The 26,984-nt window shown below is 31.9% G+C and carries 22 protein-coding genes; all 22 read left to right on the forward strand.

The window, feature by feature from the left end; translation table 11 throughout:
- The first annotated feature begins 32 nt into the window (after positions 1 to 32).
- The gene (gene nusA / locus ACWI69_RS00325) at positions 33 to 1,103 is read left to right on the forward strand and encodes a transcription termination factor NusA (RefSeq protein ID WP_448819878.1); all 1,071 of its coding nucleotides are present in this window, start codon (positions 33 to 35) and stop codon (positions 1,101 to 1,103) included.
- Complete coding sequence (locus tag ACWI69_RS00330) at positions 1,096 to 1,620, forward strand: DUF448 domain-containing protein (RefSeq protein ID WP_448819879.1); 525 nt, start codon at positions 1,096 to 1,098, stop codon at positions 1,618 to 1,620. Before nusA ends, ACWI69_RS00330 begins: the two co-directional genes overlap by 8 nt.
- 24 nt (positions 1,621 to 1,644) lie before the next feature.
- Complete coding sequence (gene infB, locus ACWI69_RS00335) at positions 1,645 to 3,813, forward strand: translation initiation factor IF-2 (protein ID WP_448819880.1); 2,169 nt, start codon at positions 1,645 to 1,647, stop codon at positions 3,811 to 3,813.
- Positions 3,814 to 3,830: 17 nt separating this feature from the next.
- Positions 3,831 to 4,187 carry a 30S ribosome-binding factor RbfA gene (gene rbfA / locus ACWI69_RS00340; protein WP_448819881.1) on the forward strand — a complete coding sequence of 119 codons (357 nt, stop codon included), beginning with the start codon at positions 3,831 to 3,833 and terminating at the stop codon, positions 4,185 to 4,187.
- Between the two features lie 4 nt (positions 4,188 to 4,191).
- Positions 4,192 to 5,892, forward strand: a complete 1,701-nt coding sequence (recJ, locus tag ACWI69_RS00345; protein ID WP_448819882.1) for a single-stranded-DNA-specific exonuclease RecJ — start codon at positions 4,192 to 4,194, stop codon at positions 5,890 to 5,892.
- Positions 5,893 to 5,926: 34 nt separating this feature from the next.
- Positions 5,927 to 7,213 (forward strand): trigger factor, encoded by a 1,287-nt coding sequence (gene tig, locus ACWI69_RS00350; protein WP_448819883.1) that lies wholly within the window; start codon positions 5,927 to 5,929, stop codon positions 7,211 to 7,213.
- Positions 7,214 to 7,348: 135 nt separating this feature from the next.
- Complete coding sequence (gene clpP / locus ACWI69_RS00355; RefSeq protein ID WP_448819884.1) at positions 7,349 to 7,924, forward strand: ATP-dependent Clp endopeptidase proteolytic subunit ClpP; 576 nt, start codon at positions 7,349 to 7,351, stop codon at positions 7,922 to 7,924.
- An 11-nt stretch (positions 7,925 to 7,935) separates the two neighbouring features.
- Positions 7,936 to 9,183 (forward strand): ATP-dependent Clp protease ATP-binding subunit ClpX, encoded by a 1,248-nt coding sequence (clpX, locus tag ACWI69_RS00360; RefSeq protein WP_448819885.1) that lies wholly within the window; start codon positions 7,936 to 7,938, stop codon positions 9,181 to 9,183.
- Between the two features lie 13 nt (positions 9,184 to 9,196).
- A complete protein-coding gene (gene lon / locus ACWI69_RS00365; protein WP_448819886.1) occupies positions 9,197 to 11,500 on the forward strand; it encodes an endopeptidase La in 2,304 nt (767 codons plus the stop codon).
- Between the two features lie 18 nt (positions 11,501 to 11,518).
- A complete protein-coding gene (gene yihA / locus ACWI69_RS00370) occupies positions 11,519 to 12,112 on the forward strand; it encodes a ribosome biogenesis GTP-binding protein YihA/YsxC (protein WP_448819887.1) in 594 nt (197 codons plus the stop codon).
- 12 nt (positions 12,113 to 12,124) lie between these two features.
- Complete coding sequence (locus tag ACWI69_RS00375) at positions 12,125 to 14,785, forward strand: valine--tRNA ligase (protein ID WP_448819888.1); 2,661 nt, start codon at positions 12,125 to 12,127, stop codon at positions 14,783 to 14,785.
- A 138-nt stretch (positions 14,786 to 14,923) separates the two neighbouring features.
- The gene (locus ACWI69_RS00380; RefSeq protein ID WP_448819889.1) at positions 14,924 to 15,790 is read left to right on the forward strand and encodes a LysR family transcriptional regulator; all 867 of its coding nucleotides are present in this window, start codon (positions 14,924 to 14,926) and stop codon (positions 15,788 to 15,790) included.
- 22 nt (positions 15,791 to 15,812) lie between these two features.
- The gene (gene gmhA / locus ACWI69_RS00385) at positions 15,813 to 16,388 is read left to right on the forward strand and encodes a D-sedoheptulose 7-phosphate isomerase (protein WP_448819890.1); all 576 of its coding nucleotides are present in this window, start codon (positions 15,813 to 15,815) and stop codon (positions 16,386 to 16,388) included.
- 39 nt (positions 16,389 to 16,427) lie between these two features.
- The gene (locus tag ACWI69_RS00390) at positions 16,428 to 17,264 is read left to right on the forward strand and encodes an endonuclease/exonuclease/phosphatase family protein (RefSeq protein ID WP_448819891.1); all 837 of its coding nucleotides are present in this window, start codon (positions 16,428 to 16,430) and stop codon (positions 17,262 to 17,264) included.
- Positions 17,254 to 17,886 (forward strand): thiamine diphosphokinase, encoded by a 633-nt coding sequence (locus tag ACWI69_RS00395; RefSeq protein WP_448819892.1) that lies wholly within the window; start codon positions 17,254 to 17,256, stop codon positions 17,884 to 17,886. Before ACWI69_RS00390 ends, ACWI69_RS00395 begins: the two co-directional genes overlap by 11 nt.
- 61 nt (positions 17,887 to 17,947) lie before the next feature.
- Positions 17,948 to 19,183 (forward strand): uracil-xanthine permease family protein, encoded by a 1,236-nt coding sequence (locus ACWI69_RS00400; RefSeq protein WP_448819893.1) that lies wholly within the window; start codon positions 17,948 to 17,950, stop codon positions 19,181 to 19,183.
- 235 nt (positions 19,184 to 19,418) lie between these two features.
- Positions 19,419 to 21,248 carry an oligoendopeptidase F gene (pepF, locus tag ACWI69_RS00405; RefSeq protein ID WP_448819912.1) on the forward strand — a complete coding sequence of 610 codons (1,830 nt, stop codon included), beginning with the start codon at positions 19,419 to 19,421 and terminating at the stop codon, positions 21,246 to 21,248.
- A 1-nt stretch (position 21,249) separates the two neighbouring features.
- On the forward strand, positions 21,250 to 22,968 hold the full coding sequence (gene sppA / locus ACWI69_RS00410) for a signal peptide peptidase SppA (RefSeq protein ID WP_448819894.1): 1,719 nt from the start codon (positions 21,250 to 21,252) through the stop codon (positions 22,966 to 22,968).
- A 75-nt stretch (positions 22,969 to 23,043) separates the two neighbouring features.
- Positions 23,044 to 23,397, forward strand: coding sequence for a YbaB/EbfC family nucleoid-associated protein (locus ACWI69_RS00415; protein WP_448819895.1), 354 nt, complete (start codon positions 23,044 to 23,046; stop codon positions 23,395 to 23,397).
- A gap of 101 nt (positions 23,398 to 23,498) precedes the next feature.
- On the forward strand, positions 23,499 to 24,155 hold the full coding sequence (locus ACWI69_RS00420; protein WP_448819896.1) for a lysophospholipid acyltransferase family protein: 657 nt from the start codon (positions 23,499 to 23,501) through the stop codon (positions 24,153 to 24,155).
- Positions 24,156 to 24,158: 3 nt separating this feature from the next.
- Positions 24,159 to 26,081, forward strand: a complete 1,923-nt coding sequence (metG, locus tag ACWI69_RS00425) for a methionine--tRNA ligase (RefSeq protein ID WP_448819897.1) — start codon at positions 24,159 to 24,161, stop codon at positions 26,079 to 26,081.
- Between the two features lie 18 nt (positions 26,082 to 26,099).
- Positions 26,100 to 26,978, forward strand: a complete 879-nt coding sequence (galU, locus tag ACWI69_RS00430) for a UTP--glucose-1-phosphate uridylyltransferase GalU (protein ID WP_448819898.1) — start codon at positions 26,100 to 26,102, stop codon at positions 26,976 to 26,978.
- Positions 26,979 to 26,984 lie beyond the last annotated feature (6 nt).

Here is a 26,984-nt window from a genome sequence, read left to right on the forward strand (position 1 = left end):
TTATTTAGTTTTAGTTAGGAGGAAAACCCATTATGAAAAGTAAAGATGGAAAAATCTTTTTAGAAGCTCTTGAGCAACTTGAAAAAGAAAAAGGAATAAACAAAGAAAGTCTTCTTGAAGCGGTGGAACAGGCTATGTTAGCCGCTTATAAAAAGCACTATGGTGAGGAAGAAAACGTTGAAGTAGAAATCAATAGATCAACAGGAGAAGTAAAGGTTTTTGAAGTGAAAACAGTTGTCACTGCTGAAGATTTATATGATGCTGCACTTGAAGTTTCTGTAGAAGATGCTATTGAAGCTGGTCACAAAAGAGCTAAAGTTGGAGATGTTATTAAACTTGAAGTTAACTGTGAAGAGTTCAGAAGAAATGCAATACAAAATGGTAAACAGATTGTTATTCAAAAAGTTAGGGAAGCTGAAAGACAAAATATTTTTGATAAATTTAAAGTTAAAGAGCATGATATCATCACAGGTATTATCAGAAGAATCGACGAAAAAAGAAATATTTTTATTGAGTTTGATGGATGTGAAGCTATTTTGACAACTGCTGAGCAATCACCAGCAGACGTCTATAGAGTTGGGGAAAGAATTAAAGTTTATATCGCTGAAGTTGAAAAAACAAATAAATTCCCTAAAATTGTAATTTCTAGAAAAAATGAAGGATTATTGAAAAAGTTATTTGAATTAGAAATTCCAGAAATTGCAGATGGTATTATTGAAATTAAATCAGTTGCTAGGGAAGCTGGTTCTAGAGCAAAAGTCGCTGTTTATTCAGCCGATAATAATATCGACACTGTCGGAGCTTGTATTGGACAAAAAGGATTAAGAATAAGAAATATTGTCAATGAATTAAATGGTGAAAAAATTGATATCGTTGTTTGGAAAGAGGACGTTAAAGAATTTGTATCTGCTGTTCTTAGCCCAGCCAAAGTCATTAGTGTTGAAGTTCTTGAAGAGGGAAGTACTGCCAGAGTTTTAGTTGAAAACTCGCAACTTTCTTTAGCTATTGGTAAAAACGGACAAAATGCAAGGCTTGCTGCTAAACTAACTGGTATGAGAGTTGACATTAAAACTGTTACTTTAAACGAGGAAGAAAATGCTTAATCATACACCAGAAAGAACTTGTGTCATTTGTAAAGAAAAGAAAAATAAAAGCGATCTTTTCAGAATCGCAAAAATTGGTGAAAACAACTATTCATTTGATGAAAAACAAAAACTTCAAGCTAGAGCAATCTATGTTTGTAAGACTCATGAATGTATTAAAAGAATTTCAAAAAATAAAAAATATAGCCTAAAAATAGAAGATTTACTTACTATGATAAACCTTCTTAAGAAACAATCTAAAGATTACTTGAATATTTTAAAGGCAATGAAGAACTCTGAACATCTAACTTTTGGTATCAATATGGTTATGGAGGATATTCAACATATCCATTTCCTAATAATCGCTGAAGATATTAGTGAGAAAAATGATAAAAAAATAATTGCAAAAGCTAAGGAGCTTAACATTCCTTACGCACATTTTGGGAATAAAACACAACTTGGTGATATATTCAATAAAGATGAGATCAATGTAATTGCTATAAAAAATAAAAAAGTTGCAAGGGGATTAATAGATTAGGCTATTTGGAGGTGTCTGAATTTTATGAAAATAAGAGTACACGAATTAGCTAAAAAATATGGTTTTGGAAACAAGGAGTTTTTAGATATTTTAAACAATATTGGAATTGATGTACACTCACATCTAGCTGGATTGACTGATGAGCAAGAAAGAATTGCCACAGAATATTTTGCTAAAAAAAATGATGATGTTGTTTCTAACAATGTTTATATAGAGGAGGAAACAATGAAAAAAAATATGGATTTTAATGATGTAGATGATTTTGTAGAGGAGAGTCAACCTACAAAAAAGAACAAAAATAAAAATAAAGCTAAAACTAATGATGAAGGCTCTAAAGATGAGGGAAAATCAAAAAAAAGAAAAAAAGGAAGAAGAGCAGATTTTGTTGTGAAAAAAGCTGAACAAGGTCCTGAAATTGTTGAAGAGGACGGAATGAAAATTATCAAAATCAGAGGTGAAATTACTTTGGGTGATTTCGCTGATAGACTTGGAATTGGAAGTTCAGAACTTATAAAAAAACTATTTTTAAAAGGACAAATGTTAACTATCAACAGCCCAATCTCTTTTGAATTAGCGGAAGAATTAGCTGTGGATTATGATGCTTTGGTTGAGGAGGAACAAGAAGTTGAATTGGACTTCGGAGATAAGTTTGCTCTTGAAATTACTGATAGACCTGAAGACCTTATTGAAAGAGCTCCTGTTATCACAATTATGGGACACGTTGATCATGGGAAAACTTCCCTACTGGATGCCATCAGAACAACATCAGTAGCTTCGGGAGAAGCTGGAGGAATCACACAAAAGATCGGAGCTTATCAAATTGATAAAGCTGGTAAAAAAATAACTTTCGTCGATACTCCTGGACACGAAGCATTTACAGATATGAGAGCTAGAGGAGCTCAAGTTACTGATATTGCAATTCTTGTGGTTGCTGCTGATGACGGTGTTATGCCCCAAACTATAGAAGCTTTGTCTCATGCAAAAGCTGCCAATGTACCAATTATTGTTGCTATCAACAAAATTGACAAACCTGAAGCCAATCCTATGAGAGTTAAACAAGAGTTGATGGAGCATGGATTAGTTTCAGTTGAATGGGGAGGTGATACTGAATTTGTTGAAGTTTCTGCTAAAGCTAAAATGAATTTGGACACTCTTCTAGATACAATTTTAATTACTGCTGAAATTTTGGAATTAAAAGCTAATCCTAAAAAAAGAGCCAAAGGAATTGTTTTAGAGTCTAGATTAGACCCTAAAGTTGGACCTATCGCTGATGTTTTAATTCAAGAAGGGACTTTAAAAATTGGAGAGGTTATCGTTGCAGGAGAGTCAATGGGTAAAGTTAGAGCTCTTGTTAATGATTTAGGAACTAAAGTTCAATCAGCTACAGTTTCTCAACCTATTGAAATTATTGGATTTAATGATGTTCCATCAGCTGGTGATACATTCTATGTTATCCAAAATGAGCAACATGCAAAAAGGATTGTTGAAGAGATGACTAAAGAAAGAAAAATTGCTGAAGTTAGTAGAAAATCTATCTCTCTTGAAAGCCTGTCTCAACAGATGGATAATGCCAATATAAAAGAATTAAACCTAATCTTAAGAGCGGATTCAAGAGGATCTGTTGAAGCTCTGCGAGATTCACTATTAAAACTTTCTCATGAAGAAGTTTTAGTTAATATTATTCAGGCTGCATCTGGTGCTATTACAGAAAGTGATGTTAAACTTGCTGAAGCGTCAAACGCTATTATAATTGGATTCAATGTTAGACCTACTACAAATGCTTTAAAGGAAGCCGATTCTAACGGTGTTGAAATCAGAACATCAAACATCATATATCATATCACTGAAGATATTGAAAAAGCTTTAACTGGAATGCTTGATCCTGAGTTCAAAGAAGTTTACTCTGGAAGAATTGAAATTAAAAAAGTATTTAAAGTTTCTAAAGTTGGAAATGTTGCTGGATGTGTAGTTGTTGATGGAAAAGTTAGAAAAGATTCAAATATTAGAATATTGAGAAATGGTGTTATCGTATATGAAGGAAAATTAAATACACTTAAGAGATACAAAGATGACGCTAAAGAAGTGGTTGCTGGTCAAGAGTGTGGTCTTGGAATCGAAAACTTCAACGATATCAAAGAAGGAGATATTGTTGAGGCATTTGATATCATTGAAGTTAAAAGAACTTTAAAATAAAAAGTAGGTGATTAGTTATGAATAAAAAAAGATTAGCTGCAATAGAAAAAGAAATTTCTAGAGTTGTTTCTAAATGTCTTTTCGAAGAAATTAAAAATCCAAAACTAAAAAAAGCTATGGTTTCTATCACTAGTGTTAGAGTTACTGAAGACTTAGAATTTGCAGATTTATATTTCAGTATTATGCCTATAGCTGGAGAAACCGTTAATAAAAATGAAGTTTTAGAAGGTTTGAATGAAATTAAAGGTTTTCTTAGAAAAAGAGTATCTGAAGAACTAGCCTTAAGATATACTCCTGAAATGAGAATAAAACTGGATGACACTATAGAGCACGCTATTAAGATTTCCCAGTTACTTGATACCTTAAAAGGGTAATTTTATGCACTGGGAATATAAAACAGTATCTGAAAATCTTATTGAAACTAAGGCTAGTCAATGGAGTGTTTCTAAATTTTTAGCTACTTTACTTTTAAAAAAAGGCTTTTTAGAAAAAGAAGAAGTAGATAATTTTCTCAATCCATCTATAAACAAATTTAGAAATCCTTTTGATTTTGAAATGATGGATAGTGTTGTAGAAAAAATAGTTTCAGCTAGAAATAATGGAGAAAAGTTATTCATCTATGGTGACTATGATGTTGATGGAATAACTGCTGCTATCTTTCTTGTATTAGCTTTTAGAGAGATTGGAATTGATATTGATTACTATATTCCTAATAGAATGGATGAGGGATATGGTCTTGACAAAAAGACCATTGACTACATTCATAAGAACTCTGGAAAACTAGTAATTACTGTGGATACAGGAGTAAATTCCTATGAGGATGTCGAATATGCTCGTACTCTTGGAATTGAAGTAATTGTCACTGATCATCATAAAAGTGTCAAAGACGAAGAGGAAGACAATATTCTCTTTATCAATCCTAAACTTAGTGATAATTATAAATTCAAATTTTTGGCTGGAGCTGGAGTGGCCTTGAAGGTTGCCCAAGGAGTTTACTCCTACTTAAATGAAGATTTCTCTAAGTTGTATCAATTCATGGATGTTATTATGATAGGGACTGTGGCTGACGTAGTTCCTATGTTCGACGAAAATAGAATAATTATAAGCAGAGGTCTAGAAACTCTAAAAAACACAAAGATTAAGGGACTAGTCTACCTCATGAAATATTTAAAACTTTATAACAAAGATATTAGCACAACAGACATCAGCTATTTTGTTTCTCCCTTAATAAACTCTCTAGGAAGACTTGGGAATTCTAAATTAGGTGCTGATTTTTTCATGAAGACAGATGATTTTGAAATTTACAATATTATCGAAGAGATGAAAAAAGCTAATAAGCAACGAAGAGAACTTGAAAGAATGATATTTGATGAAGCGAATAAGATGATTCAACAAAAAGATAATCCAAATGATTTAAAATATATTTTTGTTGCATCAGAACGATGGCATCCCGGAGTTATTGGTGTGGTTGCTTCTAGATTAAGCGTAAAATACAATTTGCCTGTCGCTATGATTTCGTTAAAAGATGGTCTTGCAAAAGCTTCATGCAGAAGTATTCCAGGTGTAAATATTTTCAATATTTTGAAACTTATCGAAAATAGATTAATTCGTTTTGGTGGCCACGATTTAGCTGCTGGATTTATAGCTGATGAAAAAAATCTTCCTGAGATAGAACTTCTATTTCAAAGAGAGATTCAAGTTCATGAACACAATATAAATCAACCTAAATTCTTAGAAATTGACCTAGAGCTACCTATAGATAAAATAAACAAACAAAATATCAATGATATAAAAAAATTGGGTCCTTTTGGTCTTGAAAATAAACATCCTTATTTTCTTGATAGAGGCGTTAAAATCACAGATACAAAGTTTTTTGGTATTGAAAATCGACATTTTAATGGATTTTTATTAAAAAATGGAAAATCTTATCCCTTAGTAGCTTTTGACTTAAGTGCAAAACTACATAAAAATAATAAAAATATGCTTTATGATATTGTTTACTATCCAGAAAAGATTATTAACAAAGGGGAAGAGTTCTATCAGTTTCGTTTAAAAGATCTCAAATCTCATAAGATTTGAGGTATTAATACATAAATACTTTAAGGAGGAAATGATGAAACACGAATTAAAAAAAATCGAACACTCAGCAGTTGAGATTACATTAACTTTAACAGCTGAAGAATTATTACCAATTAAGTCAGAGGTTGTTAAAAATTTAGCTACTAAAGTAGAGGTACCTGGGTTTAGAAAAGGGAATGCACCATTAAACAAAGTTGAAGCTACTTTTGCTGATGCCATAAAAGAAGAGGTTGTTGATTCTGTTCTTAAAGCAAATTTCGAAAAAATTGTTGCTGAAGAAAAAATTACTCCAGTGAGCTTCATTTACGATCTTGTTGCTGATATGAAAGATTCTCTTAAAATAACATTTAAAGTAGATGTTTATCCTGAGGTAACTTTAGGGAATTACAAAGGTTTAGAAGTTGAAAAAGAATCTTTCCAAATGACTGATGAGCTTTTAGATAAAGAAATTGAAAATATGTTAAATGCTAAATCTAAATTAGAAGATGCACCAGAAGGACATAAAGCTGAAATGGGAAATACTGTTGACCTTGCTTTTGAAGGATTTATTGATGGTGTTCCATTCGAAGGTGGAAAAGCTGATTCTCATCAACTAAAATTGGGATCAAAAATGTTTATTGATACATTTGAGGAGCAATTAGTTGGATATACTGTAGGACAAGAGGGAGAGGTTAAGGTATCGTTCCCTGCTGAGTACCACGCTGAAGCTTTAGCTGGAAAACCTGCTACATTCAAAGTGAAAATAAACTCTATAAAGACTTTAACTAAACCTGAATTGACTGAAGAATTTGCAAAAGAAGCTGGATTTGAATCTGTTGAAGATTTAAAAGCTAAAAAAACTGCTGAAATTATAGCTAGAGAAGAGGCTAGAATTCATAATAATTTTGTTGGAAAATTGATTCAAAAAGTTGTTGCTGACTCAAATGTTGATGTACCTAAGTCTATGGTAGTTAGAGAAGTCGAAAATAGAATGGCTGAAATGAATCAACAATTAGCTATGCAAGGAATGGATTTAGATCAATACTTAAAAATGACAGGTATGACTAAAGAACAAGCATTTAATCAAATAGCTCCTATGGCTCATAATAAAGTTCAAGTTGATTTAGTTTTAGAAGCTATTGCTAAAGCTGAAAAGTTGGAAGTAACTGCTGAAGAGTTAAATACTAAAGTTGAAGAAATTGCTAAAATGTATGGTATGACTAAAGAACAATTAGAGGCTGAATTAAATAAAAATTCTAATCTTGATGAGTTCAACCACAGCTTAAAAACAGAAAGTTTAGCTCAAAAAGCTGTAGAAGTTATTGTTAATAACGCAAAATAATAAAAAAATATGTATTGAGTAGAGATAAAACTCTACTCAATACTACTTTAATTAAAAATTAGTGTTAAATACCTAAATATTTTTAAGTATTTAACTTTAAATTTTTAAAGCAAGTTTTTATAAGGAGGGAAAAAAATGTACAGTCCAACAGTTATTGAAAACACAGGAAAAGGTGAAAGAGCCTACGACATCTATTCAAGACTTCTTAAGGATAGAATTATATTTTTAGGTAGTGAGATTGATGATCAAATAGCTAATGCAATTGTTGCTCAACTCCTATTTTTAGAAGCTGAAGATCCCAATAAAGATATAATTATGTATATAAATAGTCCTGGAGGTGTTATTACTTCTGGTATGGCAATCTATGATACTATGAATTACATCAAGCCTGATGTACAAACAGTTTGTATCGGACAGGCTGCAAGTATGGGAGCTCTATTACTTTCTGCTGGAGCTAAAGGAAAAAGATATTCACTTGAAAATTCTAGAATTATGATTCATCAACCGCTTGGTGGAGCTAGAGGTCAAGCTACAGATATTGAAATCCAAGCCAAAGAAATTTTAAGAATGAAGGATTTAACTTCTAAAATTTTAAGTAAAAATACAAATAAATCAGTTGATGAAATAATAGCCGCAACTGAAAGAGATAACTTTATGAGCGCTGAGGAAGCTAAAGAATTTGGTCTAATCGATCATGTTTTTGTTAGATAAGGAGGGAAAAGATGAATAAAAAAGAACATTGCTCGTTCTGTGGAAGAGGACAAGATGAAGTTTCAAAACTTTTCTCTGGTATTGATGGATCATTTATTTGTGATGAGTGTATTGAAACTTGTTTTGATATGCTTGGCTACGAAAATGATGTTTACTATGGAGAAAAGCATTCTGAAACTTCTTCAACTCATTCTTTAACAGGAATAAAATTACCTACACCAAAAGAGATTAAAGAAAAACTTGATGAATACGTTATTGGTCAGGATGAGAGTAAAAAAGTTTTAGCTGTATCTGTTTATAATCATTATAAAAGAATAATGCATAAAGACCAAGGAAGCAAGGATGTTGAGTTACAAAAATCAAATGTGCTTCTTATTGGTCCAACTGGTTCAGGTAAAACTCTTTTAGCTCAAACTCTTGCAAGAACGCTTCACGTTCCTTTTGCAATTGCTGATGCTACAACACTTACTGAAGCTGGATATGTAGGTGATGATGTTGAAAACGTTCTAGTTAGACTACTACAAGCTGCCGATTATAATGTAGAAGCTGCTGAAAGAGGAATTATCTATATAGATGAGATAGATAAAATTGCAAGAAAATCTGAAAATGTATCTATCACAAGAGATGTCTCAGGAGAGGGAGTTCAACAAGCTCTATTAAAAATTATTGAAGGAACAAAATCTCAAGTTCCACCACAAGGTGGTAGAAAACATCCAAATCAAGAGCTTATAGAAATCGACACTACCAACATCTTATTCATAGTTGGTGGAGCTTTTGAAGGAATGGAAAAAATTATAAAATCTAGAACCAATAAAAAAGTTCTTGGGTTTGGTGCTTCTCAAGATCCTATTGAAGCAGAAAAAGAGATTGAACTTTTAGGTAAAGTTCTTCCTGAAGATTTAGTTAAACAGGGAATCATTCCAGAATTAGTTGGTAGACTTCCTGTCATTACAACACTATCTCCTTTGGATGAAACTGCACTTATAAAGATTTTATCTGAACCTAAAAACTCAATTGTGAAACAATATCAAAAATTCTTTGAAATGGAAAATGTTAGTCTTGAATTTGAAGATGAAGCTCTTAAAAAAATTGCTGCTCTAGCTTTAGACAGAAAAATCGGTGCAAGAGGTCTTAGGTCTATTATCGAAAACATAATGACCGACCTAATGTTTGAGATTCCTTCTGATAAAACTATAAAAAAGGTTATAATTAATGCTGATTCAATTCAAGATTCAAGAAAAGTTAAAATTGAACACTAAGGAGTGATTACCAATGAGTAGATTACCTTTTTTACCTACTAGGGAAATGGTACTTTTCCCAGGAACAGCCTCTCCTCTTTATGTTGGAAGAGAGAGAAGCTTATTAACAATGAATTTTGCAATGAAAACAAAAAATAAATTAATTCTTAGTTTACAAAAAAACTCACTAGAAGAAAACCCTGTTCTTCCTGAAGGAGTTCATAAGATAGGAGTTTTAGCAAATATTATACAATCTATTCCTTTACCTAATAAAAGTATAAAAGTTCTTATCGAAGTAGATAAAAGAGTTCTTATCGAAGATATAATTGAAGAGGATGGTATCTTATTTGCTGACTATAGTGTTATATCTGCAACTGAAGAATCTTCACCTGAGTTAATAGCCTTAAAAAGAAAGGTTGTTAGTTTATTTGAAGAATATTCAACATTAACAAATCAAGTTAGCGCCGAACTGATGGTTCAACTAAAAAGTTTTAGAAAAGCTGGAAAAATTTTTGACTCTATTGCTTTTAATTTAGACATTGAAGAAAATTTAAAAGTTGAGCTTTTAGAAATTCTAGATGTTAACATCAGAGGATATAGATTATTAGAAATTTTAAATGATGAAATTGAAATTGCCTCTATTGAACAAAAAGTTGATCAAAAAGTCAAAGAAAAGATAAATGAAAGTCAGAAAAGTTATTTTATAAGAGAGAAAATTAATACCCTTAGAGAGGAATTAGGCAAAACTGGTGGTGATGAGGAAACGGATGAACTTTATGATAAAGTTAAAAATTCTCCACTTCCTGAAGATGCGAAGCATAAACTTGAAGCTGAATTGAAAAAACTTGGAAAAATGGCTCCATACTCCGCTGAAGCTACAGTTTCTAGGGCGTATATTGAATCTGTTTTAGAGCTTCCTTGGGGAGTGATTACCCCTGAGACTCTAGACTTAAAAATTGCCCATGATGTCCTAGAAAAAGATCATTATGGTCTAAAGGATGTTAAGGATAGAATTCTAGATTATTTAGCTGTTAAAAAACTAAACCCTAATATGAAAGGAACTATTCTTTGTTTAGCTGGACCTCCTGGGGTCGGTAAAACGTCTTTAGCTAAATCCGTAGCTGATTCTCTTGCTAGAAATTTCGTTAGAGTTTCTCTTGGAGGAGTTCGAGATGAGGCTGAAATAAGAGGACATAGAAGAACCTATATCGGATCTATGCCCGGAAGAATCATAAAAGCTATAAAAAATGCTGGCAGTGTTAACCCTGTTATTCTGCTGGATGAAATTGATAAAATGTCCAGTGATTTTAAAGGAGATCCTGCTTCAGCAATGTTAGAAGTTTTAGACCCTGAACAAAACAAGCATTTCGAAGACCACTATTTAGATATGCCTTTTGATCTATCTAAAGTTTTCTTTATAGCTACAGCTAACGATTTAAGAAATATACCGGGACCTTTAAGAGATAGAATGGAAATTATTAACCTTTCATCATATACTGAGTTTGAAAAATTACATATCGCTAATAACTATTTAATTAAACAAGCTCAAGATGAAAATGGACTAAATGGTATCAAAATAAATATGACTGATAAGGCTGTTTTAAAAATAATTGATGAATACACTAAAGAAGCTGGAGTTAGAAATCTAAAAAGAGAGATTTCAGCTCTATTTAGAAAAGTAGCTAGAAAAGTTATCGATAATGACGCAAAATCAATCAGTATAAATATAAAAAATCTTGAGTCTTATTTGGGTCACCCTAAATTCAGACCTGAAAAAATGAAAAAAGCAATCTCTAAAGTCGGAGTAGTCAATGGTCTAGCTTGGACATCTGTTGGTGGAATGACTTTGGAAGTTCAGGGAGTTCAGATTCCCGGAAAAGGAAATCTTTCGCTAACTGGAACTCTTGGGAATGTTATGAAAGAATCTGCAATGGTTGCATTTACATATCTAAAAGCAAACCTTGATAAATTCCAAATAGACTCAAGTATTTTGGAGAAAAAGGATATACATCTTCATTTCCCTGAAGGTGCTACACCAAAAGATGGTCCATCCGCTGGTATTGCTATAACTACAACTATTCTATCCGTTTTAACTGGAAGAAAAGTTAAGCAAACATTTGCTATGACTGGTGAAATTACGATTACAGGTGACGTTTTACCTGTTGGTGGAATTAAAGAGAAAGTCATTGGAGCTCATAGAGCAGGAATTAGAAATATAATTTTACCTGATGACAATAAAGTTGATGTAGAGGAAATTCCTGAGGAAGTAATGAAAGATATTAAAATATATTTTGCTTCAACATATGAAGATGTTGAAAAACTTGCCCTTGAAAAATAATGAAAAGAGGTAGCCACAATGAATATAAAACAAGCGGATTTTACCAAATCAGCTGTATTTGAAAAAGATTATCCTGAAGAACTAAATCACATTGAATTTGCTTTTGTAGGGAGATCTAACGTTGGAAAATCATCTCTTATAAACAGTATCACAGGTAGAAATAAACTAGCTAAAACTAGTAAAACGCCGGGAAGAACCCAGCTAATTAACTATTTTTTAATCAATAAAGAGTTTTTCTTTGTCGATTTACCTGGGTACGGCTTTGCCAAAGTTCCCAAAGAGATGAAAAAAGAATGGGGATTGACTATGGAAAGATACCTAGCTAGTCCCAGAAAAAAACTTGTTTTCGTTCTGTTGGATATAAGGAGAGTTCCAAGTGACGAGGACCTTCAAATGCTTAATTGGTTAGATCACTATGGAACTCCGTTTAAAATAATTTTTACAAAAATGGATAAAGTTTCAAATAATGAAAAATTCAAAGCACTAAAAGAGATTAGAACAAAAGTTGATTTCCACAATGATGATGTTTTCTTCCACTCGTCATTGAATAACAATGGAAAAGAACAAATTTTAAATTATATTGAAGGTTGTTTAGAGGGAGAAATCGAATAGGAGGATTTAAAAATGAATGAATTAGCAACTACTTACTCCCCAAATGAAATAGAGGGAAAATGGTATAAATATTGGGAAAACTCAAACTTTTTCGCCGCAACTTTAGATGATAGTAAACCAAACTACTCTATAGTTATTCCGCCTCCAAATGTAACTGGCATATTACATATGGGACATATTCTTAACAACAGCATTCAAGATGTGCTTGTTAGATATAAAAGAATGAGTGGATATAATACTCTTTGGATGCCTGGAACTGACCATGCTGGTATTGCAACTCAGAATAAAGTGGAAAGAAAACTGGCTGATGAGGGTCTAACTAAAGAGGACCTAGGTAGAGAAGAATTTATCAGACAAGTTTGGGAATGGAAAGAGCAGTATGGAAATGTTATCACTACTCAACTTAGAAAAATAGGTGCTTCTCTAGATTGGAAGAGAGAAAGATTTACAATGGATGAAGGACTTTCTGAATCTGTTAAAGATATTTTTATCAAACTTTTCAATGATGGATTAATATACCAAGGTGAATACATGGTTAACTGGTGTCCTAGATGTGGAACCGCTCTTGCTGATGATGAAGTTGAGCACGAAGAAAGAACTGGTTCGCTATGGAATATTAAATACCCTGTTAAAGATTCTGAAGAGTTTTTAGTTATAGCTACTACAAGACCTGAAACTATGCTTGCTGACGTCGCTATCGCAGTTAATCCAAGTGATGATAGGTACTCCCATCTTATTGGTAAAAAAGTTATTTTACCTCTTGTTGGAAGAGAAATTCCTGTTATCGCTGACGAGTATGTTGATATAGAATTTGGAACTGGAGCTCTTAAAATAACTCCTGCACATGATCCTAATGACTTTATTTTAGGACAAAAATTTGATCTTCCCATTATCAATATGATGACTCCAGATGGAAAAGTTGTCAATGAATATCCCGCTTATGCTGGAATGAATAGATTTGATGCTAGAAAAAAAATTGTTTCCGATTTGGAAGAACAAGATTTATTAGTTAAAATTGAAGCTCATTCACACAATGTTGGAGGATGTTACAGATGTAGTACTGTTGTTGAGCCAAGAGTTTCAAAACAATGGTTTGTTAAAATGGAACCCCTTGCAGAAAAAGCTTTAGAAGTTGTTCGAAATGGAAAAGTTAAACTTATGCCTAAAAGATGGGAAAAAGTTTACTATAATTGGTTAGAAAACATCAGAGATTGGTGTATATCAAGACAAATCTGGTGGGGACACAGAATACCTGCTTGGTATGGACCTGATATGCATATTTTTGTCGCTAAAACAGAAGAGGATGCAAATGCTCAAGCTAAAGCTCACTATGGTAAAGACGTTGAATTAACACAAGAAACAGATGTTTTAGACACTTGGTTTTCATCTGCTTTATGGCCATTTTCAACTTTGGGGTGGCCTGAGAAAACAATTGAACTAGAAAAATTTTATCCTACCTCTACGCTAGTAACTGGTGCCGATATTTTATTCTTCTGGGTTGCCAGAATGGTAATGTTTGGTATGTATACTATGGACGATATCCCTTTTGAAAACGTTTATTTACACGGAATAGTTAGAGATGAAATTGGTAGAAAGATGTCAAAATCATTAGGTAACTCGCCAGACCCATTAAATTTAATTGACGAATACGGGGCTGATGCTATTAGGTTTACAATGATTTATAATACTTCACAAGGACAAGATGTCCATTTCTCTGAAAAATTAATAGAGATGGGGAGAAACTTCGCTAACAAAATTTGGAATGCTTCAAGATTTGTTCTTATGAACCTTGAAGATTTTGATATAAAATCATTTGATAAATCCAATGTAGAGTTTGAATTGGTTGATGAATGGATTTTCTCTAAGCTAAATAAAACATCTAAAGAAGTCGCTGATAAATTAGAAAAATTCCAATTGGATGAAGCTGCTAAATCAATCTATGAATTCTTAAGAGGAGACTTCTGTGATTGGTATGTTGAATTAGCTAAAATTAGATTATATAACAAGGATGAGTCTGGAATTAAATCTAGACAAACTGCTCAGTATGTTTTATGGACAGTTTTAGAATCTGGTTTGAAACTTTTACATCCATTTATGCCATTTATCACCGAAGAAATTTGGCAAAAAATAAAAGCAAATGGAGAAACTATCATGCTTGCTGACTATCCAGTTTGTAACGAAGCCCTTGTAAGTGATGAAAAAGAAAAAGCTTTTGAATACATTCAAGGTTTAATCTCATCACTGAGAAATATTAGAGCTGAAAGAGGAATATCTCCAGCTAAAGAGGCTAAAGTAGTTATTAGAACTTCTAATCCTATAGAGTTAGAAACATTGAGTGCAAATAAGTTATTTATAACTAAACTTGCTAAAATCGAAGAGTTGACTGTCGGTCCTGATCTTCCAACTCCTGAGCAAAGTGGATTTAGAGTAACTGGAAATTCTGAAGTATTTATGATTTTAACTGGTCTTTTAGATGTTGAGGCAGAGATTAAAAAAATTAATGAACAACTTGAAAAAATTAAAAAAGATTTGGATAAAGTTAACTCTAAGCTTTCTGATGAAAGATTCACATCCAAAGCTCCAGCTCATATCTTGGATAGAGAAAAAAGAATCCAAGAAGAGTTCCAAGATAAGTATGATAAATTGACGGAAAACTTAAAAAATTTCCAATAGTAGTATCACCCTAAAGCTTTTAAGTAGTAGGAATTTACTTTCTACTACTTTTTTTAAATAAATTGTATTCATTATGTTAAAATTATGCTAAAATAGAATAGTAACTATACATAATAATAATAGTTGGGAGTGATACAATTGGATTTACATTATTTAAGAATATTTTATGAGGTGGCTAAAGAAAAAAGTTTTACTAAAGCAGCTAATAAATTATACATAAATCAATCGGCGGTTTCAATACAAGTTAAAAAATTTGAGGAGATTTTAAACTCTAAACTTTTTGATAGAAGTTCTAAGAAAATAAAATTAACTTACACTGGGGAAGCTCTTTTTAAAATGGCAGAAGAAATTTTTGAAAAAGTTAAAAGAGCTGAAAAAGAGATGGAAAGAATTATCAACTTGGATAAGGCAAAAATATCTATTGGTGCTACATCTGTTATTGGTGAACCTTTACTTCCTCTTTTAATGAAAGATTTTATCTCCTTACATGATGAAATTGAATACGATATTACTATTTCTACTAAGGCTTGGCTTTTAAAACTATTAAAAGAGGGGGAGTTAGATATTCTTTTAATAGACGAAGAACATATTACTGATTCTAACCTAGAGATTATCACTGTAGGTTCTGTTCCTTATGTCCTTGTTGGTACAAAAAATTTCCAAAAACTAGAGGCTGTTTCCAAAGAACCTTTAATATCTAGAAAAAATATCTATAACAACGATAAAGCTATCAGTCATTTAGAAGATAAGAATCACATTTGTTTCAATACAAAAATTCCTGTACTAGGGAACTTAGGAGTTATCAAAGGTATGGTTAAAGAGGGTATCGGTAACGTTATACTTCCTTATTATGCTGTATATAAAGAAATACAGAGTGATGAATTTAAGGTTATAAGAACTATTGATGAAGTCACTGATTCTTATCAAATTGTTATAACTAAGGACAAGAAAAACCTTGCACATATTATCAAATTTATTAATTTTGTCAGAAATTTTAAACTTTAATTTTATAATTTAGGAGGCTAATATGAATTTATTAGATTCGTATAAAATAACGGCTTCTCTCTTAGAAAACTTTATAAAAGAGGAAGCGGAAAAAAAAGAAACTGAAAAGGTAGCTAAAGAATTAGCTAATGTTTTTCAACTTGGAAATAAAGTTCTAATCTGTGGAAATGGTGGTAGCAACTGTGATGCTCTACATTTTGCTGAAGAATTTACTGGAAGGTTCAGAAAAGATAGAAAGGCACTGCCTGCTATCTCTTTATCTGATTCATCCCATATAACTTGTGTTGGAAATGACTATGGTTTTGACTATATCTTTTTTAGAGGTGTAGAGGCCTATGGTAAAGAGGGAGATATGTTCATTGGTATCTCTACAAGCGGAAACTCAACAAATGTTATAAAAGCTGTAGAGGTTGCTAAAAAAATGGGACTAAAAACTTGTGTTCTCCTTGGCAAAGATGGTGGAAAACTTAAAGGGATGTGTGACTATGAATTTATTATCCCTGGAAATACCTCTGATAGAATCCAAGAGATTCATATGATGATCCTACATGTCATTATTGAAGGTGTAGAAAAAATAATGTTCCCTGAAAATTATTAAAAATACCCTTTTTAGGGTATTTTTTTTGAGGTGATTTATGTGTTTCTAAAATTAATTTTTGCTTTACTAATCTCAATATGCTCACTTTCTTTTTCAACAGAAAAGGAAAATAAAGCTTACATAGGAGTTTTCAATACTTTAAGACTCGGAAAAGGAGTTAAAGACTATGAGCACCTCGCAAAATCTATTGAACCTTTTGATATTGTGGGATTAGTAGAAGTTATGAATAAAAAAGGTCTTTATAGACTTCTTTCTGAAGTTGAAAAAATAAGTGATTCAAAATGGGGGTATGAAATTTCTCCCTATCCTGTGGGAACTAACGAATATAAAGAGTACTATGCCTTTTTATACAAAAAAAATAGAGTTAATTTTGTTAAAAGTGAAGGATTTTATCCTGATGAAAATAATGAGTTTATTCGAGAGCCATATGGTGCTACGTTTAAAATTCATAACTTTGATTTTACATACGTCTTAGTACACTCCATATATGGAAAAAAAATCTCTCAAAGACAATTTGAAGCCAATAAGCTCATTGATGTTTATAATTATTTTCAAAATTTAGATTCTATTGAAAATGATATTTTAATTGGGGGAGATTTTAATCTCCCCGCTAATGATTCAGCTTTTGATAATTTATTAAGCCATGAGGATGATATTATCTATACTCTAGATCCTTCAATTAAAACAACTATAGGAACTAAAGGATTTGCAAACTCCTATGACAATATCTTTATTTCAAAAAAATACACTCAAGAGTTCAAAGGACAAAGCGGTGCACTAGATATTACTAAAGATGACTTCATTAAAACAAGAAAGGAGGTTTCTGATCATCTACCTATCTTTATTATTGTAGATACAGAAATTGATGATGACTAAAGCTTTTATATTTTTAAACGGTGACTTTCCCGTTTGTAAAAATTTTTACAATAACTTAAATATCGACACCAACCATCTTTTTTGTGCAGATGGAGGTGCTAAAAAAGCTCTTGAATTAAACTATATTCCTAAAGAAGTATGGGGAGATTTTGACTCTTTAGATCAATCCTCTATAGACTTCTTGAAAGCCAATGAGGTTATTCTAAAAAAATTTGATAAAAATAAGGATTTCACAGATGGGGAACTTCTAATTTCCTATGTAAATTCTCTTGATTATAAGGAAATCTATATAATAGGTGGCTTTGGTGGAAGAATAGATCATACACTGACAAATATAAACCTTATTTTTAAGTATAATAATATTATATTTATAGATGAGCATGAGAAACTATTCTTAGTAACTCCAAAATTTATTTTAAAAAATTGTTTAAACAAAAGAATATCCTTTATTCCTTTTTCAGACACCGTTGAAAATCTTACCTTGGAAGGATTTCTTTATCCTCTTAAAACTCACACTTTAAAAAGAGGAGATTCTATATGTTTAAGCAATATTGTTACCAAAAATAGAGCTTTTGTTTCTTTTAGCTTTGGTAAACTCCTTGGTTCGTTAAGTTTAGATTGACAATACTCCTAAAATAATGTAGGCTATTTAACGGTATAAAATTTTATGGAGGATTTTAATAATGACTAACTTAACAACAAAAAGTAAACTTCTACTTGGAGTTCAACACGTATTAGCCATGTTTGGAGCTACTGTACTAGTTCCTTTTTTAACTGGCTTAAGCCCCTCAGTAGCCTTACTTTCAGCTGGAATCGGTACACTTCTTTTTCATCTTTGTACTAAAGGGATTGTTCCTGTTTTTTTAGGGTCATCCTTTGCTTTTATCGGTGCATTGGCTCTTGTTTTAAAGGAAGAAGGAATTGCTGCCATTAAAGGCGGAGTTATTTCTGCTGGTTTCGTATACATTTTCATGTCATGGATGGTTAAAATATTTGGAGTTGAAAAAATAAAATCATTTTTTCCTCCTGTTGTTGTCGGACCAATTATAATGGTAATAGGACTTCGATTAAGCCCTGTAGCTCTTTCTATGGCTGGATATTCCAATGGACATTTTGATTTGAAAAGTCTTGTTATTGCTCTTATAGTTGTGATATCCATGATAACTATTTCAATTTTAGAAAAATCATTTTTTAGATTGGTGCCTATTTTGATATCTGTTATTCTTGGATATGTAGTCTCTATTTTCTTAGGATTAGTAGATTTTACTCCAATTGCTACTGCAAATTGGATTGGATTTTCTCAAGAAGCATTGCAAGACCTACTAACTTTACCTAGATTCTCTGCAACTGCTATTTTAGCTATCGCACCAATAGCACTAGTTGTTTTTATCGAACATATTGGAGATATAACAACAAATGGTGCTGTTGTTGGTAAAGATTTCTTTAAAAATCCGGGTATTTCACGAACTTTACTAGGTGACGGAGTTGCTACCGTAGCTGCTGGATTGCTAGGAGGACCTGCTAATACAACTTACGGAGAAAATACTGGTGTTCTTGCTGTCACTAAAGTCTATGATCCTGCTATTCTAAGAATTGCAGCTTGTTACGCTATTCTTTTGAGCTTTATTGGTAAATTTGGAATTATTTTGCAAACTATTCCTACTCCAGTTATGGGAGGAATATCTATTATATTATTTGGTATGATTGCCTCTGTTGGAGTTAGAACACTCATTGAAGCAGAAATTGATTTTTCACATTCAAGAAATCTTTTGATCGCTTCTCTGATATTTGTTTTAGGAATTGCCATTGATAATATTATTATTTGGAAAACAGTTTCTTTATCTGGACTTGCTATTGCAGCTCTAATTGGGGTTTTTCTGAATAAAATATTACCTAAAGATCGACTGGATAATCAATAAAAAAATTTATTAAAATAGGAAGATGTTTGAAGCTTTTCTTCCTATTTTTTATTTTTTGTTGTAATATATAAAATATAATAAAGGAATACAGGGGGATTAGATGAAGAAATTTATAGTTCTTATTCTTATAGCAAACTTAGCTTTTGTTGGTAAATATTTTTATGAAAAAAAATTATCACACTCTCAAACTACTTTAATTAAACCAGTACATGAAATAAAAAAGGAGGATTTTTCTATGTTAAAAAATAGAGATACAATTGAACAACAATATAAATGGGATTTAAACGATATCTATCCCAATTGGGGTCAATGGGAAGGTGATTTAAGTAAACTTAAGGAACTTATGGCTAAAGTTCCTATGTACCAAGGCAAAATTTCTGAAAATCCCGAAACATTTGTCGAATTTATAGAACTTGAAGAGAAAATATCAAGACTCTTAGATAAGGTTTACTTATATCCATATTTACAAAGAGATTTAGATTCAACTAATGAAATGGCTTCTGTTAAGCTTCAAGAGGTTGAAAGCATATATGCTAACTACTCGATTTCTTCCTCTTGGATTACGCCTGAGATATTAACTATTCCTAAAGAAACTATGATTACTTGGATCGATAGATACCCAAGTCTTGAGCCTAATAGATTTCCTTTGATGGAAACTTATAGATTACAAGAACATGTTCTTTCTGCTGATAAAGAAAAATTACTATCGTACTTTGGGCAATATCTAAGTGTTCCGTCCGATATATACAGTGAACTATCTACTTCGGATATTAAATGGAACGAGGTTGAGCTATCTGATGGTAGCAAAAATACTGTTACCAATGGAGTCTACTCCAAGGTAATTTCAACCAATCGAAACCAAAAGGATAGAAAAAAAGTTTTTGAAGCACTCTATGATTCTTTCAACACTAATAAAAATACATATGCTTCAATCTATAAGAGTATTTTACAAAGAGACTTTGCTTCAGCTCAATCCAGAAATTATAAATCTAGCTTAGAAAAAGCTTTAGACCCTAAAAATATTCCCATAGATGTTTATACCTCACTAATTGAGTCTACTAGAGAAAACACTGCTCCTCTGAAAAGATATGTTGCCTTGAGAAAAAAGGCCTTAAATTTACCTAGTTATCACTATTATGATAACTCCATAAATATTGTTGACTACAACAAAGATTTTTCATATGAGGAAGCTAAAAATACCGTTTTAGAGTCTGTTAAGCCTTTAGGTGAAGAGTATTACAATGGATTAAACACAGCTTTAAGTGAAGGATGGTTGGATGTATATGAAACTCCCAACAAAAGAAGTGGTGCCTATTCTTTAAATATATATGACGTACACCCATATATGTTACTTAATTATAACGGAACAATGGACGCCGTTTTTACTTTGGCCCATGAACTTGGTCATACTATGCACTCTATGCTATCTACTAAAAATCAACCATATGCTATTAGTAGCTACACTATCTTTGTCGCTGAAGTAGCTTCAACATTTAATGAAAGATTGTTGCTTGATAGTATGTTAAAAAATACAACCGACCCAAAAGAGAGAATAGCTCTTATTGAACAGGCTATTGGTGGAATTGTCGGAACTTACTACATTCAATCTCTATTTGCTGACTACGAATATCAAGCTCACAAAATTGTAGAAAGTGGCGGAGCTATAACTCCTGAAGTTTTAAATAATATCATGGAAAATTTGTTTAAAAATTACTTTGGACCTGAGTTGACTATGGATGAATTACAAAAAATTATTTGGACAAGAATTCCTCATTTTTATAACTCTCCATACTACGTATATCAATACGCTACTAGTTTTGCTTCATCAGCAAATCTGTATGATAGAATAACAAATATGAAATATACACCTGAAGAGAGAGAAAATGCTAAACATGAATACCTTACTCTTTTAAAATCTGGTGGAAATGATCATCCCATGAACCAATTAAAAAAAGCTGGAGTGGATTTAAGTAAAAAGGACGCTTTCAACGCTGTTGCTACAGAATTTAATAGACTCTTAGACCTTTTAGAAAAGGAATTAAAAAAAGAGAAAGGAGATATCTAATATGTTTTTGCTTAGATGGATTTTCAACTTCTTAAAATTTATTATCAGAGAAATATCTTCAATGATAATAAAATTTGCATTCCTTTTGATTTTAATAGTTTTGGCTTTTAATTACTTTACTAAAACTAAAAAAAGCCCATTTACTAAAAAATCATACTTAAAAATAGATTTATCTAAAGAGTTCAATGAAACTTCAATTCAAAGTCCTATTAATTTTAATTCTAAAAGTTTAAACTTCTATCAACTTTTGGATAATATAAATGTGGCAAAAGAGGACGATAATGTCCAAGGAATCATATTGTTTTTAGATGACAACTCACTGAGTAGAAGTCAAATTGATGAATTAGGAGAGGTTTTAAACGAGTTTAAAACCTCAACTAAACCTATCTATTCATACGGAGCCATATTGGATAATAACTCTTTGCTAATAAGTAGTTATACCGACGAAATCATTATGCCCCCAGCAACATCTACTGCTGTAAATATCACTGGTTATAACAAAAATATTCCATATTTTAAAACTTTAACAGAAAAATTAGGAATAGATGTCACTGTTGTTCATGTAGGAGATTTTAAAACTTATGGCGAAAACTATACACGAAGTGAAATGTCTGAAGAAAATCGTTCTGATTTAAAAAGAATTTTGGATAAAAGTTATTCCTTTTTTGTTGAAGATTTATCAAAAAATACTTCGCTTGATATAAATAAACTTAATTCACTTATTCTTTCTGGGGACTTAATGGGCGAATCATCAGAAACTTTAAAAAATAATAACCTAATTACTTCTCTCAAATACTGGGAAAATTTTAAAAAAGAAAAAAATATTGATAATATCATCAGTATCGAAAATTATTCTCCCTCTCCAAAAACAACTATTTCTGATAATAAGATAGCCATAGTTTACGCAGATGGAGAGATTAGTTATACATCCTCTAAAAATCCAGCAGCAAGCATTATAACTCCTGACAAATTCATCTCTGCTTTAGAAAAGGCGGAAAAAGATGATACTATTAAGGGAATCGTAATTAGAGTCAACTCGCCTGGTGGGTCTGCACTAGCATCAGACATCATTTGGAACTCAATTAATAACGTTAAAAAGCCAGTCTATGTTTCTGTTGGAAATGTTGCAGCCTCAGGTGGTTACTATATCTCCACTGCTGCTAAAAAGATATTCGCTGATAAAAATAGTATAACTGGTTCTATTGGAGTTGTAAGTCTTATTCCAAACTTTAAAGAGCTAACAGATAAAATTGGTGTCAATATGAATGATATATCCTATGGAAAGTATGCAGATTTATATTCTTTAACATCACCAATGACTCCTGATAGACAGGAAAAAATGTATAGTTCTAATCTTAAAGTCTATAATGAATTTCTAAGCAAAGTTGCCAATGGTAGAAATTTACCATTGGAAGAAGTTGAAAAAATAGCTCAAGGAAAAATCTGGTTAGGACAGGAAGCAATTAATATTGGATTGATAGATTCTATAGGAGGAATAAATAAAACTATAAAAACTCTAGCTTCAGATTTAGAGGTAAGTGATAATTACTCTGTTGTTGAGATTTCCTACGAAGAAGATTTAAAATCTATGTTTGAATCAACGCTATTTCCTATACAAACTTTTTTCAATTTCAAATCTTTAACTGAAAGTGAAAGTATTAAAAAACTGATTGAAAATGAGGAAGTATTCTTTAAACCAATTTTATATCTGAGCTTTTAAATCTCTAGTTGAAAATTTACTCCCTATTGTGATATAATCATAACAATTACACAATATATTCTAGGAGGGATTAAATTGGTTAGAAAAATAAAAGGACAAAAAACTACTGGAGGAAACTCTCAATCTGATATTTTAAAGCAAGCTCAGGCTATGCAACAGCAAATGCTTTCTGTTCAAGAATCATTAAAAGAAAAAGAGGTTGAAGCTTCTGTTGGTGGAGGAGCTGTTGTAGTAAGAGCTAACGGACAAAAAGATATCGTTTCTATAAAAATATCTGAAGAAACTATCAAAGATGCTGTTGAAGATAAAGAGATGTTAGAAGATCTTGTTCTTTCTGCTGTTACTGAGGCTATGAGACAAGCTGATGAATTAGCTGAGAAAGAGATGTCTGTTGTTACTGGCGGAATCAATATCCCAGGATTATTCTAGTTTGAATTTTAGGCACCGATACAATAAGTATTGGTGCTTTTTTTTACCTTAAATTTATGTTATAATTATTTAAAAATACTTTGATTATAGGTGGTTTTTTGATGGAAAATAATAAATATAAAAGATATGGTTTAATACTTTACTACCTACTTAAAATTATTTCTAAAACAATGAAAATAGAGATTATTAAAAGCTCTAATCTTATTGATGGACAAAATTATGTGTGTGGTTTTTGGCATAATAAACTTGTTGGTGCCTCTCTAGGACTTATTAATCTTTCTGAAAAAAAAGCTGTCCTAGCCAGTCCTTCTAAGGACGGAGAGTTAATATCTATTCCCTTGGAAAAAATGGGATTCACTATGGTTAGAGGCTCTTCTGGAAAAGATTCTATTAAATCAGTTTTAAAACTAATTAAGCTAGTTAAAGACGGTCATAGTGCTGGAACTCCATTGGATGGACCCAAAGGACCTATTTATGAAGTTAAGCCCGGTATGCTGTATCTCGCTCAAAAATCTGAAAAGGCTTTAGTCCCAGTAGGAGTTGCTTTTAGCGATAAATGGATTTTTGAAAAAACTTGGGATAAATTCCAAATGCCTAAACCCTTTTCTAAAATGGTTTGTTTGATTGGTGACCCCATCACGATTCCCAAAGATGCAAATTTAGAGGATTACTCTAATTCAGTGAAAGATGCTTTATTTCAAATAGATAAAGAAGCAGAAAAAATATTAACTAAAAATAACGTTTCAAAAGGAGATTAATAGATGAGTAAAAATTTTTATGTAACAACACCTATATATTATGTCAATGGAGATCCACATGTTGGAAGTGCATATACAACCATTGCTGCTGATGTTTTAGCTAGATATAAAAAATCAAAAGGTTTTGATGTCTTCTTTTTAACAGGAACTGACGAACATGGACAAAAAGTTGAGGAAGCAGCTAAAATGAGAGATTTAACTCCACAAGCTTGGACAGATTCTATGGCTCCTAGATTTATTGAGATGTGGAAAGCATTGGATATCAACTATACAGATTTTATAAGAACTACAGAGTCTAGGCATAAAGATGCTGTTAAAAAAATAATAAAAACTGTTTATGATAAAGGAGATATCTATAAGGGAGAATATGAAGGAAAGTATTGTGTTTCTTGTGAAACCTTCGTTCCTGAAAACCAAATCGTGAATGGAAACCACTGTCCTGATTGTGGTAAGGAATTAAGAACAGTTAAAGAGGAATCTTACTTTTTTAAGATGTCCAAATATCAAGAGGCTTTACTTAAGCACATTGAAACTCATTCTGACTTTATTCTTCCTCACTCTAGAAAAAATGAAGTTATTTCGTTTATAAAACAGGGGCTTCAGGATTTATCTATTTCTAGAAATACATTTGAATGGGGAATACCAATTGAATTTGCCCCTGGGCATATCACTTATGTTTGGTTTGATGCTTTAACAAACTATCTAACAGCTGTCGGATATGAAAATAATCCTGAGCTATTTGATAAATTCTGGAACAATGGAGAGGTTGTCCACCTTTTAGGAAAAGATATTCTTAGATTCCATGCTATTATATGGCCTTGTATGCTTTTATCCGCTGGAATTAAACTTCCAAACAAAATTGTAGCCCATGGATGGTGGACTTCCGAGGGTGAAAAGATGTCTAAATCTAAAGGAAATGTTGTTGCACCACTGGATGAAATAGCTAAATACGGTGTAGATGCTTTTAGATACTGCTTAATGAGAGAGGTAAATTTCGGAAATGATGGAGATTATTCAACACCATCAATTGTTACAAGAATCAACTCGGATTTGGCTAATGATTTAGGAAATCTTCTAAATAGAACTCTTGGAATGTATGGAAAATACTTTAACGGAGTAGTCGTAAAAGGTGAGTCTTTCGAAGCGATTGATGACACTGTAATAACTCTTTGGAATGAAACTGTCGTTTCTGTCGATTATCATATGAATAGAGTTGAATTCTCGAGAGCATTAGAAGCTATCTGGAAATTTATCTCTAGAATGAATAAATACGTTGATGAAACAGCTCCTTGGTTACTCGTAAAAGATAAAGAAAAAAATGAAAGATTAGCGACTGTTATGAACTTTTTAGTTCAATCACTTTACAAAGTTGCTGTTTTAACAGCTCCATATATGCCTACAGCGTCACAAAAAATTTGGAATCAATTAGGATTTTCCAACGATATTTCAAAAGCTAGTCTTGACTCGGTTGACGGATGGAACTTACTAAACGAAGGACATAAACTTGGAAATGCTGAACCTATATTTCCAAGACTTGAAATTGAAAAAAAAGAGGTTAAAAAAGATTCTCTGGCTATAAATGAAGAATTAAAAATTGAAAATCCAATAGATATAAGTGATTTCGATAAAATAGATATTCAAGTTGTTGAAATTTTAGAAGCTAGTAATATTGAGGGAGCCGATAAACTTCTTAAATTTAAAGTGAAAACCGCTACTGAGGTAAGACAGATTGTTTCTGGAGTTGCTAAATATTACCCAACACCTTCAGAGCTTATTGGTAAAAAAGTTTTAGCAATTTTAAATCTACCGCCGGTTACTTTAAGAGGAGTGCTTTCTCAAGGTATGCTGCTAAGTTCTACTGAAAAGAAAAGATTAAAACTTGTGGAAGTGGATTCAAGTGTTAAAATAGGATCTAAGATAAAATAGTTTTAGGGGGAATTGTTCATGAAAAAAGTTACAAAAGCTGTTATACCCGCTGCGGGATTAGGTACTCGAGTTTTACCTGCAACAAAAGCACAACCAAAAGAGATGCTTGTCATTGTCGATAAACCCTCTTTACAATATATTGTAGAAGAACTTGTGGAATCTGGAATAACTGATATTGTTATTGTTACTGGAAGAAATAAAAACTCTATTGAAGATCATTTTGATTTCTCTTACGAGTTAGAAAATACTCTTGAAAGAGATGGAAAATTTGAACTTTTAAAAAAAATTGACGATATCTCAAGTATGGCAAACATCTACTATGTTAGACAGAATCATCCTTTAGGATTGGGACACGCCATTTTAAAAGCTAAATCATTTATTGGTGAGGATCCTTTTATCATAGCTCTGGGTGATGATATTGTCTATAACCCTGATGCTCCCGTTGCTAAGCAACTTATAGATGTCTATGAAAAATACGGTGCAAGTGTTATTGGTGTTCAAGAGGTTGAAAATCTAGATGTATCTAAATACGGTATCGTAAAACCAGCCACTATTTTAGATGAAAATACAGTTGAAATGGTCGACTTTATAGAAAAGCCAACTTTAGAGGAAGCTCCTTCTAATTTAGCGTGTCTTGGAAGATACCTTTTATCTGGAGATATTTTTAAATATTTAGAAACTACAAAACCTGGTAAAGGTGGCGAAATTCAACTTACTGATGCCATTTTAAAAATGTTAAATGACAATCAAAAAGTACTTGCTTATAATTTTCAAGGGAAAAGATACGATATAGGAAATAAAATCGGACTTTTAAAAGCAAATATAGAGTTTGGTCTTAGAAATGAAGAGACTAAAGATGAACTTATAAAGTATTTAAAAGAGGAGATTAAACTTTAACGGAGG

The organism is Cetobacterium sp. (assembly GCF_977044495.1).